12 protein-coding genes and 1 rRNA gene are annotated in these 13,288 nt (G+C 39.6%); 2 read left to right on the top strand and 11 right to left on the bottom strand.

Features of this window, described 5'->3' with window-relative positions; genetic code table 11:
- Positions 1-158 (bottom strand): 23S ribosomal RNA (locus DL897_RS17020); the annotation flags it as partial.
- A 311-nt stretch (positions 159-469) separates the two neighbouring features.
- Here DL897_RS17020 and DL897_RS18400 point away from each other — a divergent pair.
- Positions 470-628, top strand: coding sequence for a hypothetical protein (locus DL897_RS18400; protein WP_168188857.1), 159 nt, complete (start codon positions 470-472; stop codon positions 626-628).
- Between the two features lie 134 nt (positions 629-762).
- On the opposite strand, the gene DL897_RS17015 is transcribed toward DL897_RS18400, so the two are convergent.
- The 3 genes from DL897_RS17015 to DL897_RS17005 form a co-directional block, all read right to left on the bottom strand.
- Positions 763-2,286 (bottom strand): glycine betaine uptake BCCT transporter, encoded by a 1,524-nt coding sequence (locus DL897_RS17015; protein ID WP_113660317.1) that lies wholly within the window; start codon positions 2,284-2,286, stop codon positions 763-765.
- Between the two features lie 680 nt (positions 2,287-2,966).
- A complete protein-coding gene (locus DL897_RS17010) occupies positions 2,967-4,292 on the bottom strand; it encodes a D-arabinono-1,4-lactone oxidase (protein ID WP_113660316.1) in 1,326 nt (441 codons plus the stop codon).
- Positions 4,280-5,473, bottom strand: coding sequence for an amino acid deaminase/aldolase (locus tag DL897_RS17005; RefSeq protein WP_113660315.1), 1,194 nt, complete (start codon positions 5,471-5,473; stop codon positions 4,280-4,282). The genes DL897_RS17010 and DL897_RS17005 overlap by 13 nt, the downstream gene beginning before the upstream one ends.
- A gap of 335 nt (positions 5,474-5,808) precedes the next feature.
- Between DL897_RS17005 and DL897_RS17000 the strand changes: the two genes are divergently transcribed.
- The gene (locus DL897_RS17000; RefSeq protein WP_113660314.1) at positions 5,809-6,201 is read left to right on the top strand and encodes an RNA polymerase sigma factor; all 393 of its coding nucleotides are present in this window, start codon (positions 5,809-5,811) and stop codon (positions 6,199-6,201) included.
- A gap of 139 nt (positions 6,202-6,340) precedes the next feature.
- On the opposite strand, the gene DL897_RS16995 is transcribed toward DL897_RS17000, so the two are convergent.
- The 7 genes from DL897_RS16995 to DL897_RS16965 all read right to left on the bottom strand — a co-directional run bounded on the left by DL897_RS16995 (position 6,341) and on the right by DL897_RS16965 (position 13,029).
- Positions 6,341-7,534 (bottom strand): dihydrolipoamide acetyltransferase family protein, encoded by a 1,194-nt coding sequence (locus DL897_RS16995; RefSeq protein ID WP_113660313.1) that lies wholly within the window; start codon positions 7,532-7,534, stop codon positions 6,341-6,343.
- Positions 7,535-7,547: 13 nt separating this feature from the next.
- Positions 7,548-8,525 carry an alpha-ketoacid dehydrogenase subunit beta gene (locus DL897_RS16990; RefSeq protein ID WP_113660312.1) on the bottom strand — a complete coding sequence of 326 codons (978 nt, stop codon included), beginning with the start codon at positions 8,523-8,525 and terminating at the stop codon, positions 7,548-7,550.
- The gene (gene pdhA / locus DL897_RS16985; RefSeq protein WP_113660311.1) at positions 8,513-9,601 is read right to left on the bottom strand and encodes a pyruvate dehydrogenase (acetyl-transferring) E1 component subunit alpha; all 1,089 of its coding nucleotides are present in this window, start codon (positions 9,599-9,601) and stop codon (positions 8,513-8,515) included. Before pdhA ends, DL897_RS16990 begins: the two co-directional genes overlap by 13 nt.
- Before the next feature lie 4 nt (positions 9,602-9,605).
- The gene (locus DL897_RS16980) at positions 9,606-10,742 is read right to left on the bottom strand and encodes a Leu/Phe/Val dehydrogenase (RefSeq protein ID WP_240627487.1); all 1,137 of its coding nucleotides are present in this window, start codon (positions 10,740-10,742) and stop codon (positions 9,606-9,608) included.
- A 265-nt stretch (positions 10,743-11,007) separates the two neighbouring features.
- Complete coding sequence (locus DL897_RS16975) at positions 11,008-11,802, bottom strand: enoyl-CoA hydratase/isomerase family protein (protein ID WP_113660310.1); 795 nt, start codon at positions 11,800-11,802, stop codon at positions 11,008-11,010.
- Between the two features lie 30 nt (positions 11,803-11,832).
- Entirely contained in the window at positions 11,833-12,606 is a 774-nt protein-coding gene (locus tag DL897_RS16970; protein WP_113660309.1) for an enoyl-CoA hydratase-related protein, read from the bottom strand.
- 162 nt (positions 12,607-12,768) lie between these two features.
- Entirely contained in the window at positions 12,769-13,029 is a 261-nt protein-coding gene (locus tag DL897_RS16965; RefSeq protein WP_113660308.1) for an AbrB/MazE/SpoVT family DNA-binding domain-containing protein, read from the bottom strand.
- Positions 13,030-13,288 lie beyond the last annotated feature (259 nt).

Below are 13,288 nucleotides of genomic sequence, written 5' to 3'. Positions count from 1 at the left end.
AGGTAGAGGTACCAGTCCTTCAGACTGGTGGGTTGCCCCATTCGGAAATCTCCGGATCAAAGCTCACTTACAGCTCCCCGAAGCATATCGGTGTTCGTCCCGTCCTTCATCGGCTCCTGGCGCCAAGGCATCCTCCGTGTGCCCTTACTAGCTTAACCTACCTAAGCCTAATATTTTAAGGTACTCACTCTCGGTGAATGTTTTTCCCTTGACTATCATTTCCTTATCTAATTTTCAAGGTGCGTTTCTTTTGTTAATGTCGCTCGCGGCGACGTTTATTAATATAGCATGGTTCTATTATAAATGCAATACTTTTTTCAAGAAAAATTATATCTGTCTCTAAACCTAAAGGCTAGGCTTACAGAGATGACTTACCACTTGAATTAGCCTTTTTCTGATGAATTGATCAAACATCCATAATATGGTAAAAATAGAATAAAGAGAAATAATTTACTGAAAGGATGAGTTGATGAGTAAGCAAGAAGGTTGGTTTGCTGCAAAAAAGGGAGAAGGTTTCCTTAAAAATGGATGGCAAAATCATGAGAATGAAAAGCCATTCACAACACTATTTAACGAAAAAAAAGTGACTCTATCTAACTTTTTTACTAAAGCTCCAAAGAAATGGTAAGATAGCTTCCTAACATAACAAGCCATCCAGTCGTGGGGATGGCTTGTTGTTTTTCCTTCACATGATTATAGACCAAATATAGATTTCTCTTTCCGCTTATGCAACAGAACGGTTTTTATTCTAAAAACAATTCCTTAGTTTGCCCTCGATGGCTTAGATACAATTTTAACGATCTTTTCCTTGTTTAAAGCTTTTACAAGTGAAACCATCATCAGAATTAATACTAAAGCAAAAGGGAATGCCGAGATAATAGAAGCTGTTTGTAGTCCTTGTAAACCACCTGTCCCCAGTAGTACTGCTGCAGAAACAGAAAGAATCAATCCCCAAATCACGCGAATGGTTTTAGAGGGGTTTAAACTGCCATGAGTCACTTGCATACCTAAAACAAATGTCGCTGAATCAGCAGAGGTGATAAAAAATGTAGCTATCAATAAAATAGCAAGCACTGAAAGAATTGATCCCAATGGAAATGCTTCTAAAAACTTAAATAAGGCAATCTCTGTACCTTGTTTATTAATCACATTCACAATTCCAGCTTTAGAAAAAATCTCTTGGTAAATACCTGATCCACCCATGATAGCAAACCAAATAGCACTAAATATCGTAGGAACCAAGAGAACACCTAAGATAAACTCACGAACTGTACGTCCTCGGGATACACGTGCAATAAAAGTTCCTACAAATGGTGCCCATGAAATCCACCATGCCCAATAAAAGATCGTCCATGCTTGAGTCCATTGTGCTTGTTGTGACTCCGTAAATGGACTCATTTGTAAACTCATTGCTGGTAGACGTTGAATATAATCTCCAAGCATCGTTGTAAATGAATTGGCAATAAACTCTGTCGGCCCTATAAATAAAAGAACTAACATAAGTAAAACAGCTAGAGCGATATTACCATTACTCAAATATTTAATTCCTTTATCAAGCCCAGACAAAGCGGAAGAAATAAATAAAATGGTCACAATAGCGATAATGATCAATTGGGTAGTAAAATTATTAGGTATATTTGGAATCAATGAAGATAGACCACCTGAAATTTGAGCTGCACCAAAACCAAGTGATGTAGCTACCCCAAACAAAGTGGCAAATACAGCGAGAATGTCAATAGTTTTTCCGATTGGACCTTTTACTTTCTCGCCAAGGATGGGATAAAAAGTGGCACTAATTAAACCAGGAGCATTTTTGCGGAATTTAAAGTAGGCTAGTGATAAACCAATTAAAGTATAAATTGCCCAAGGATGTAATCCCCAATGAAAGAGAGTATCTTTAAGTGCTTCGCGAGCAGCCCCTGTCGTTCCACCTTCCCCTACTGGTGGACTTGCAAAATGGCTTAAAGGTTCGGCCACTCCCCAAAATACCAAACCAATGCCCATTCCAGCACTAAAAAGCATAGCAAACCAAGTAATAAAACTGTACTCAGGTTTTTCATCATCTTTTCCTAAACGTATATTTCCATACTTGCTAAAGACAAGAAAAATAGAAAAGACCAGAAAAGCACTAGCTGCCAACAGATAAAACCAACCAAATTTATGCTGTATAAACTGCTGGATTTGACTTGTTATCGACGACATATTTTTTGGTAAAACAATTCCCCATAAAATAAAGACAACTGCAATTACCATTGAAATTCCTAATACAGACCGAGATACTTTCATGAAATTTTGGCGACAGGAGATTCGCGAGATATAGTGGCGTTACTTAGTAGCCATATTCTTAGAGGACCCATTTCTCCTGTCTTTCTCCTTTCCGATAAAATATAGTAAAAAATTCGTAGAAAATAGCTGGGTATATCGTATACTTAAGGCCCACTTGGGGTCTTTGACAACAGTATCTTTGAGGTAGCAATAGGAATACAAAAGATACAAGCTCATCGCTTCCATGATGAGTAGTTGCAAAACCCTATTTAAACATAAGCTTATAAGAAGTTGCTTTATAAGCCGATATTCATACTAAATGAAATATTCAATTTTTGTTCGCCTTTCTTGAAAACCAATCATTTCCAATTGCATATATGGGAAATACTCCCTCCTATTGACATTAGGTTATTGTGTACTATTGAAACATAGTATTTATACATTGTCAAAAAAACGCCTTTTAAAAGGTAAATATATTACCAGATAATATTTATATTTTTACTTATAAGTCATCTATTAACCAATCACTGTTCGAGAGGTTGTTGATTCTTCAGCGACTCATCTCTTCCCTACTCACTCCCGCTAAAAGTTTGGCACAAAATTCGATCCCACACCAAAACCATTCGCGACTTCCTCGAGGGATGATCTGGATTTTTAATCAAATTATACAATACATGATGTGTTTACGTTTTACTCCTGTTTCATTGAGCTTCTAAACCAAATAGTTGGCGAAGATATGTGTTTAAAAATATTCCGTCTGGATCAAGTTCTGAACGTACTCGTAAAAATTCACTCCACATCGGATAGCATTCTATCAACTCACGTACTTTCATCGTATGCATTTTCCCCCAATGGGGTCGTCCTTGAAAACGCTTTAAAATTTCCTCTACTTGGATAAAATAATCTTGATAAGGCATTCCTTTGTACATATGAATAGCAATGTATGCGGAATTACGTCCATAAGCTGAACTAAGCCAAATGTCATCCCCTTTGACATAACGACATTCGATCGGAAAATGAACGGCAAAGTTAAACTTTTGAATACAAGATTGGATCTCTTTAATCGCTTCAGCCATTTTTTCTGCTTGAATACTATATTCCATTTCATAAAAACGAACCAGTCTAGGAGTAGCAAATAAAAGATATCCTTCATTGATCTCTTCAAAAGTCGGAACCGCTTTCGCCGAAATCCGACTCACCGATCTACTCAGACGGGGAAATAGGCGAACTGCTTCGGATAAACACCAAAAAGCGCCATTTTCTATCACTAATTTATTCGTTTGGTTCCAAATACTGTTTTTGGTAGGGGGTTGATCCGTTTGATTCATGATCTTTACTTGAACCTGATCCGTATGCGGGAACCAAAAAAATTCAAAGTGACGGTTTTCCTGAACAAATGTATTTAGCCTCTGTAAGCACTGATCCAGTGACATACGGTAGCTACGGTAATGTAACCGATATTTAGGGATAACTTTTAGCTTGACTTCAACGATAATACCAAGTGCTCCCAGTGACACTTGGGCCGCTTTAAATAGCATAGGATTTTCTTCATCTGAACAAGATATAACATCGCCATTTCCAGTCACTATTGTTAGCGCTTTCAATTGTGTGGATACACTACCAAACTGCATACCAGACCCATGTGTACCTGTACTGATAGCTCCAGCGACCGACTGGGCATTGATATCTCCTAAATTTTCTTGAGCAAATCCTAGTTCAGAAAGCCACTGTCCTAATTGATAAAGTTTGGTTCCAGCCCAAATAGTCGCAATTTGCTTTGTCGTGTCTATTTCTTTAACGCCCTGCAATCGATCTAAAGAAACAAGCCATTGATCTGTTTTAACAAGTGGTGTAAAAGAATGACCTGAACCAACTACACGAACTGTTTTCTTTTCTTGCTTTGCTTTTTTGACAAGCTGCCTGACCTCTTCCACAGATTCTGGATAATAGATTTGCCTAGGTGTACAAGAAACGAGTCCAGACCAATTAATCCAACCTTTCATTGCCTTCGACTTCATAGAAAACATTTCCCCTCTCCACGGTATGTTTTCGCGCGATGAACGATCTTCCCCTCGGCAATCCAAATCAGCTCTTGAAATCGTTCGCAAAGCTCTCCAGCCTTACTATGACGCATAAAAATGGGATCACCTAAATCAATCTTTTCTTCTCCTTGATAACAAATGGGGGTCTGTACCTCCCCAGCTCCTTCCAAGTCAAGCAATTTTGCACCAAATGGCAGGTAAGGCTGTGGCAACTTATCTTTACCTGCAGAGCCCGATGCTACATAACCACCACCCAAACAAGTATAAATACCTGAAGTAGGCTTACGTGTAACCTCAATGGCAAATCCAGCTGCCGGTTTAAAACGAAAATCGGTATAGTAGTCAAATAGCATTGGGGCATAAAATCCCGAGCCAACTGTAATCTCTGTAATTACATCCTCCTGTACCGTATGAGAGATGCTCCCAGTACCTCCTCCATTAAAAAAGCGAATCGGATATCCTTCTTTTTGTAAAGATTTTGCTACTTCTCTTCGCTTTTTTACAATCTTCAGGCGGGAATGCATTTTTAATAAGCGGATCATCTGATTCATTAAAACTTGTTTGGGGACATGGTCACCAACACCTGCGATTTGTGCTTCATATCCCATCACTCCATCTAAAAATACATACCTCGATTGAGCTATATTCCTTGCTATTTCGTTTACTTGATCAACTGTGCGAATCGGAGAGCGACGTACACCAAAATGAAGTCCTGGAAAAGAAACTGATAAATCAATATCCATACACACAGGAACTTTTGTATTTTCTTGGCAGGCAACCTGTTCAATCTTTTGAATATGCTGGATACTATCAACCATCAGCGTCATATTATGTCCGTTTTTGATCGATTGAATAGCTTGTCGAAGTCGTTTTTCATCCCACTCTGGATAAGCAACTAATAAATCATCGATTCCTTGTTCAGCTAGAAAAATAGCTTCCGAGATTGTAAAGCACATCACTCCTTGAAAACGATCACTTTTTTGCAAGATATATTTTAAGACATCAACACAACGAATCGATTTACTAGCAATGCGAATTTGTTTATGCCCACTCTTCATAAGAATGGCTTTAATGTTCTCGTCTAATAAATCTCTATCTAAAAAGGCAAAAGGTTTTGATTCCTCTTTAAATACCTCACGATAATATGCATAACTCCTCTCTCCCACGCGTTCACCTCACCATTCTGTTTTTAAATCAAGAAAAATACAAAAAGACAGTTATACTTTCTTATCATCATTTTTTTACATACTTACCCATATATAATAATCAAAAAACACATATACTTATCATTATTTCTAATATAATTTCCCCCACAGGCAGTTTTTTTTTATTATTTAAGAAGAAAGAAAAGCTAGGGTTGTTCAACCAACAGGAAAATTAAGCTGTGAGGTCATCTCCTACTACTATTATTGTTTGTCAAAGTTATGACGAGCTGAGAGTTTTTTTGACTACACATTGTATGTATAAGTGAAAGGCATTTTTTCATAAAGGAGGAAACTCGATGCACGATGATTCCTATTATGTCAAGCAAGTTCTAAAGGGCAATTTGGATGCCTTGGATCAGCTTGTCTATCGATATAAAGATCGAATTTATCGATTAATATTACGAATGATCCATGATCCTGAGGAGGCAAAGGATTTAACACAAGAATGTTTCACCTTAATGTACTTAAAGTTGGAAAGTTATGATCTCAATCGAAAGTTTTCAACTTGGTTTTATCGAATCGCAGTCAATCGCTATATCAACGAGATCAAAAAAAGGAAAAACGATTCTTCACCTATGGAAGACTCAAGTGTTTTTATTACTGAGAATACTCCAGAAAAGCAATTAATCGATAAAAAATTGATCATCTTTTCAGTAACACCCCCTAACATCCATCGTTTAAAATGTTAGGGGGTGTTTTTCAAATGAAAATCGATCCTTTGGCAGCGTTGTGACTTTGATAGAGGTTTTTGGTTTGAAAATGGTATGAAGGGATATAACCCCTACATCTACCTATATTTGAACCATCCTAACTTTATGGCTTAGATACTTACCTTAGCTCCTGTACAAGTCTCCCTGGATCAGCTGTATATTTTTCTAGTTGAGTTGTAAAGCGAATCGCATCGGCACCATCTAAGACACGATGGTCAAAGCTAAGAGAAACATTCATCCGCCAAGCCGCAACAATCTCCCCACTTGTAGAAACGACAGGCCTTCTTTCAATAGGGTGAATCGCTAAAATGGCTACTTCAGGTGGATTAATAATAGGAGTTGCCCAAGTTCCACCCAAGGCACCGGCATTACTTACCGTAAATGTACTTCCTGTAAGCTGGTCTGAAGTAAGACGGTTTAAACGGGCTAATTCCGTTAGTTGCCTCACTTCACTACTTAAGTCAGCGATGCTCTTTTTCTCCACTTCGTGCACAACTGGTACTAGTAATCCACGCGGTGTATCTGTAGCAATACCGATGGAGATCGAAGAAAAAGTGCGGATCACTTGTCGCTCTTCATCAAAGTGACTATTCCATTTTGGATCTGTTCTTAAGGTAACCGCGATCATTTTTAGGAGGATGGGTAGATAAGTTAGACGAGGCTCATCTGTTCCTTGATCTTGCAAACGCTTTTTCCTCCATTCGACAAGCCCTTCTACATTCATTTCTGTAAAGTGGGTAGCATGGGGTTTTTTGGTAATTGAAAATAAAAGACGTTCAGCAATCACTTTGCGCACGGGAGATAGTGTTACTTCTTCGATATGATTATCCACAAATTGTTCACGTATAGGTAACGAATTAATTCGAACTTCTTCTTTTAATGCAGACCTCTCTTCCAAAAAACTCCGAATATCTTCCTCAAGAATACGACCATTCTCGCCTGTCCCTTTTACTTCACTTAGATCAACCTTAAGCTCACGAGCGAGGCGTCGTGTGGAAGGAGTGGCTAAAACACGTTTTCTTTTTTCTTTTTTGGGTGATATTTTATCCTGAATACTTTGAGATGAACGTTCGTCTGTTGGCTGTAGGGTAAATAAAGTGGATCCTACAGGAGCCGTCTCTCCTTCTTGAAAATGAATTTCTATAATTTTCCCTGCTTGCGGTGCTGGAAGCTCGACAACTGCTTTATCGGTCGCCACCTCACATACTGCTTCATCTTGGGCCACCGCATCTCCAATTCTTACTAACCACCGTACAATTTCTGCTTCAGCTACACCTTCGCCCACATCGGGTAATTGAAAAGGAATCGTCATAGCTTTCCCCTTTCTAATAAGTGATCACTTGGTGAATCGCTTGGGATACCTTATTTAAATTAGGGCGAAAATCATCTTCTAGTGCAAACATCGGCACCGGTACATCATAACCTGTTACACGAATGACAGGTGCTTCTAAATAGAGAAAGGCCTTTTCTTGAATCAATGCTGCTACTTCAGCACCTAAACCACCTGTACGTGGAGCTTCATGAATCACAATCGCTCTACCCGTTTTTTTGACGGACGAAAGGATCGTTTCTTCATCCAATGGATATAAGGACCTAAGGTCAATCACTTCACAAGAAGTTCCTTCCTTCTCCCATTTACTTGCTGTTTCCACAGCGATTGGTACCATAGCTCCCCACGTAATCAAAGTAATGTCTTCTCCATCACGAACTTTACGAGCTTGACCGATCGGAACTTCATACCATCCAGAGGGAACAACTTCTTTTTGCGAACGATATAATTTCATAGGTTCTAAATAAATAACGGGATCTGGATCTGAAATAGCTGCGAGTAATAATCCTTTCGCATCCGTTGGAGTAGATGGGGTGACTACTTTTAATCCTGGAACATGGACAAAGAAGATTTCCGTAGAATCACAATGTAGTTCAGGGGCGCGAATTCCTCCGCCATATGGGGCACGAATAACGAGTTGGTTTGGAAATGCACTTTGTGTTCGTGTACGCAAACGTGCAACGTGGGAGACAATTTGTTCAAATCCTGGGTAGATAAAGCTTAAAAATTGAATTTCTGAAACGGGTTTAAAACCATTAATGGCAAGTCCGATCGATGTTCCGATAATTCCTGCCTCAGATAGAGGAGTATCAATCACTCGCTCTTCTCCAAATTCCGACCAAAGCCTGTCTGTTGCTCGGAACACACCGCCATTTTTGCCAACATCTTCTCCTAATATGAGTACCTGTGGATCCGTCTTAAGGGCTACTCGAAGAGCATCATTGATGGCTTGCACCATTGTCATTTCTCCCATGGATAGCCCCCCTCTAAGTGCTGTAGTGCTTCTTTTTGCTGCTCTAATGAAGGCGGAAGCGAGTCAAATACATGAGCGAATAAGTGGGTAGCATCAGCTTTAGGGAAAGATTCGGCTATTTTGACCGCCTTTTCTACTTTTTGCATACATTCCTCTTCCCACTCTTCCATTTCTGCTTTTGTCAGACAACCATCTTGCTGTAGAAGAAGAGAATATCGAACGAGGGGATCTCTCCGATAAATCCACTCTTCAACTTCATCACTGGGGCGATATCTGGAGGCATCATCTGCAGTCGTATGAGCTCCTTTTCGATACGTAACCGCCTCGATCAAAGTAGGTCCTTGTCCAGACCGGGCTTTCTGAATCGCTTCACTCATGGTCACAAATACTGCAAGTACATCATTACCATCGATACAAACACCTGGGAACCCATAGGCAGATGCTTTTTCAGCTACTGTTGCTGATGCCGATTGTCTAGAAAACGGGACACTAATCGCATATCCATTGTTTTGGCAGAACAAGATAGCAGGTAAACGGAATACACCAGCAAAATTACACCCTTCGTGAAAGTCACCTTCTGAGGTAGCTCCATCACCAAAATAAGCGACCGAGACGTAGCTTTCTCTTCTCAGTTTAGCTGCCCAAGCTGCACCCACAGCATGAGGAATTTGAGTAGCAATCGGAACAGCTGGTGGCATTAAACGAACTCCTTTAGGTGGACGACAACCTTCTACTCTTCCTGCCCAATATAGGATCACCTGCTGCATCGGCATTCCCATGATTAGCGCAACCCCATGTTCACGGTAACTAGGAAATACCCAGTCATCTTGACTAAGAGCGAGCGCGCTTCCAACTTGTGCAGCTTCTTGTCCTTCGAGGGGTGCATAGGTTCCAATTCGTCCCTGTCTTTGAAGAAGAATCATCTTCCGATCAAATATACGAATCTGGGTCATCCATTGGAAAAATTGTTTTTTTAAGTCGGTGGGAATCTCCCCCCAAGCCAATTCCCCTACAGATGTAAGTTTCCCTTCTGGAGTCAGGTACTGAACGATCTCTTTTTCAAGTTGATCGAGCATTCAGCTACCTCCTTTTGCGCTCAGAGTCCTTACCTAATGTCATCCGACGAATATCAGCGACTGTTCTGATCCTCTCTTGTACAATATAATCTGCTGCTAAGTAGGTAGGAATCCGATCTCGTTTCGATCGTTCGTAAATTTGTAAAAGCATCTCATAAATGGCTTGTGTTTTTGCTATGACACGCTCTTTTTGTTTTCCACCTTCCACCTCAACCGCTACTTGAATTAAACCACCTGCATTCACCAAATAATCAGGTGCATATAAAATACCTAACTCAAAAAGTTGATCTCCATGTCTCTTATGAGCCAGTTGGTTATTTGCCGAACCGACAATAGCTTGACATCTTAGCTCTAAAATGGTGTTATCATTAATTACACTACCTCCAGCACAGGGAGAGAAAATATCACAATCAACACGATGGATTTCATTTACTTCGCAAACGTCGATCTTTTCAGGATATTTTTCTTTTATTTTATGTGCTTTTTCTGGATCAATATCAGCAATAATACAGTGAGCATCTGCTTCAATGAGTAACTGAATCAAACGTGAACCTACTTTCCCAATTCCTTGAATCGCAATCAGCCGCCCAGCCAGTTGATCTGTGCCCCATAAAAATTTGGCCGTTGCTTTCATTCCTTGAAATACTCCTAAAGCTGTAGGTATCGATGTATCACCTAAACCACCATATGATTCAGGTAAACCATTAATCGAATCCGTCTCGCGAAGGGCATGGATAAAATCTTCTGGAACAGTACCCATATCTGTCCCGGTCATAAATCGTCCATTTAAACTTCCTACAAACCTTCCTACTGCCCGGAATAATTCAGGTGACTTATCCATACTCGGATCACCGATAATCACCATCTTGCCGCCGCCATAATCCACATCAGCAATCCCACATTTATATGTCATCCCATGGGACAGTCGCAAGACATCTTCGAGTGCATCCTCTGTTGATTCATATGGATACATTCGGCATCCTCCAAGTGCAGGTCCCATAGTCGTATCATGAATAGCAATAATCGCTTTTAAACCTGTTTTGGGATGCCGACAAAATACAACTTGCTCATGACCTAGTTGATCCATTAGTTCAAAAACATCCTTCATCAAAGAAACTTCTTTTTTATGTTTAGTTTCCATCGTGATCCACTCTCCATTAGATCCATCTATTTTTGATTACTTAGCGGCTTTCATCCAAATCAGCTATCTATTTGTCACTTCGATTTGCATCCTAAGACAAAATAGAGGACAGATTTTCGTCACTACTAACCGCCTATCGTTTTTGAACTTGAGACAAGCCCGAAACTCTATCTGTATCATCATATGTGAACCATTTGCAGGCGTTCATCTCGATCTGCTCTAGGGAGAGCCCCATTTCCCGAAATTAGGAAATAGAGCTCTATTTTTACTTTCCACGAAACTGGGGTGGTCTTTTTTGTGCAAAAGCTTGAATTCCTTCCAAAAAATCACTACTTTTCCCTGCTTGTTCTTGTGAGACAGCTTCAGCTTCTAGTACATCCTCCAGTGAAGCTTCCATTCCTTTGTACAATAATTGTTTAGTCAAACCAATCGCCATTGTAGGTCCTTGTGCCAATTGCTTTGCAAAAGCCATGGTTTCTTCCAATAAATGCTCATCGGAAACAAGGCGGTTGGCAAGACCAATCGAAATCGCTTCCTCTGCATCGATATCTCTACCAGTCATTGCGATTTCTAAAGCTCTACCTAGTCCTACTAGTCGAGGCAAAAAGTAACTGGAGCCACTATCTGGTACTAAGCCAATCCGTACAAATGCTTCAACAAAACGGGTTTTCGGTGTGATAAAGCGCATATCACAAGCCAAAGCAAGACTACAACCTGCTCCAGCAGCAACACCATTTACAGCAGCAATCAGAGGTTTATGAAGCTCGTGCATAGCTGTAATTAACGGATTATAACGAGAACGTACACTATCTCCTAATCGAATCTCTTCACCTGCTTGTGCCAAGGCTGTTCGGTCATTTAGATCCTGCCCTGAACAAAAAGACTTTCCTTCTCCCGTTAGAACAACAGCTCGAACCTCAGAATCTTCTTTGATTTGCTCAAATATCTGGGTCAACTCATGACCTAGCTGATAATTGATTGCATTATATACATTTGGACGATTTAATGTAATTAGACCTACACCATCTTTTTTGGTGAAATGGATAGTTTCATATGACATTGATCTACTCCTTCCTAAGGTTCATCGCAGCTATCTACCTTTATATTTGGGCTCTCTTTTTTCGATAAATGCTTTCATCCCTTCTTGCTGATCTTCAGTCGCAAATAAGAGACAAAAACTATTTTGTTCAAAATGAAGACCCTCTTCTAATGAGAGATCTAATGCTTTTAAAATAGATTGTTTGGCCATTCGAACAGCGAGTGGAGGCTGATTGGCTATTTCTTTGGCTAAAACCATGACTTCATTCTCCAGTTCATGTACAGGAACCACTCTATTAATAAGCCCATATGATAAAGCTTCATGTGCATCCATTAACTTTCCAGTCAAAATCATTTCCATTGCTTTCACTTTACCAATGGCACGAGTTAAACGTTGTGTTCCACCTGCTCCTGGCATCACACCAATCTTAATTTCAGGCTGCCCAAAGCGTGCCGTCTCTGAAGCAATAATGATGTCACAACACAATGCAAGCTCACATCCACCTCCCAAAGCAAACCCACTCACAGCAGCAATAAGGGGCTTAGAGATCTGGCGGATACGTAGCCAGTCGGTTAAGTATCGCTTGACTAGTAAGTCAACAGGTGTCGCACCAGTCATTTCTTTGATATCTGCTCCAGCAGCAAATACTTGTTCATTACCTGTTATGACGATAACTCGAATTTGCTCATCCTCATCCAATTCTTCTAAAATTTTTGCCAATTGGTGGATTAATTTCTGGTTAAGAGCATTTAGTACTTGTGGTCGATTAAGTCGAATCCAAGCAATGGATTCAAATCTTTCCACGATACAATACTGCTCCGCCATGAACCACAGTCCTCCCTAACTTAAGACTGGAAAGCGTTTTCAAATTTTCTCTTTTTTAAAAAGTTATCTTTTTCTTACTAATACTATTCTAGCAAAACCTTTTTTGAATGTCAGTCAACTACTTTACAGGGTTAACGCTAATCAGTATTGCTGCAATTCCCCTTATTCGGCTACATTCTGCGCATATTTTGAGATTTCTTGAATACATTCTTGGCAAACAATTTTATCTTTATAGTAAAATAACTGTTCCATTTTCCCGCATAAAACGCACGCAGGATTATATTTTTTTAAAATAATTTGATCTCCATCTACAAAGATTTCCACCCCGTCTTGTGGATGAATTTGCATAATATTACGCAACTCTTTCGGTAAAACAATACGCCCTAGATGGTCAACTTTTCTGACAATACCAACTGCCTTCATATTAAACCCTTCTTTCTCTTTTATTTTTAAAATAAATACTATAAGGTTATTGCATAAATCATCCGCTTATCGCTTCCCTGATCACTCCTGCTGCTTTCGTCAGAAGTTGACCCTATACAAAAGCGATTTGTTAGAAATAACCCGGATTTCTGATCCCATTATGCAATAGGCTCATATAGATATTTTAATATATCATACCTATTTTAAACCAATATAAAATTGGATTATTATACATAAAAATAATAGTATCTTTTTCCTT

Origin of the sequence: Thermoflavimicrobium daqui (assembly GCF_003313465.1) — a bacterium.
GTDB lineage: Bacteria > Bacillota > Bacilli > Thermoactinomycetales > Thermoactinomycetaceae > Thermoflavimicrobium > Thermoflavimicrobium daqui.
Note: the sequence above shows the minus strand (reverse complement) of the source record. Positions and strands in the feature narration are given on the sequence as shown.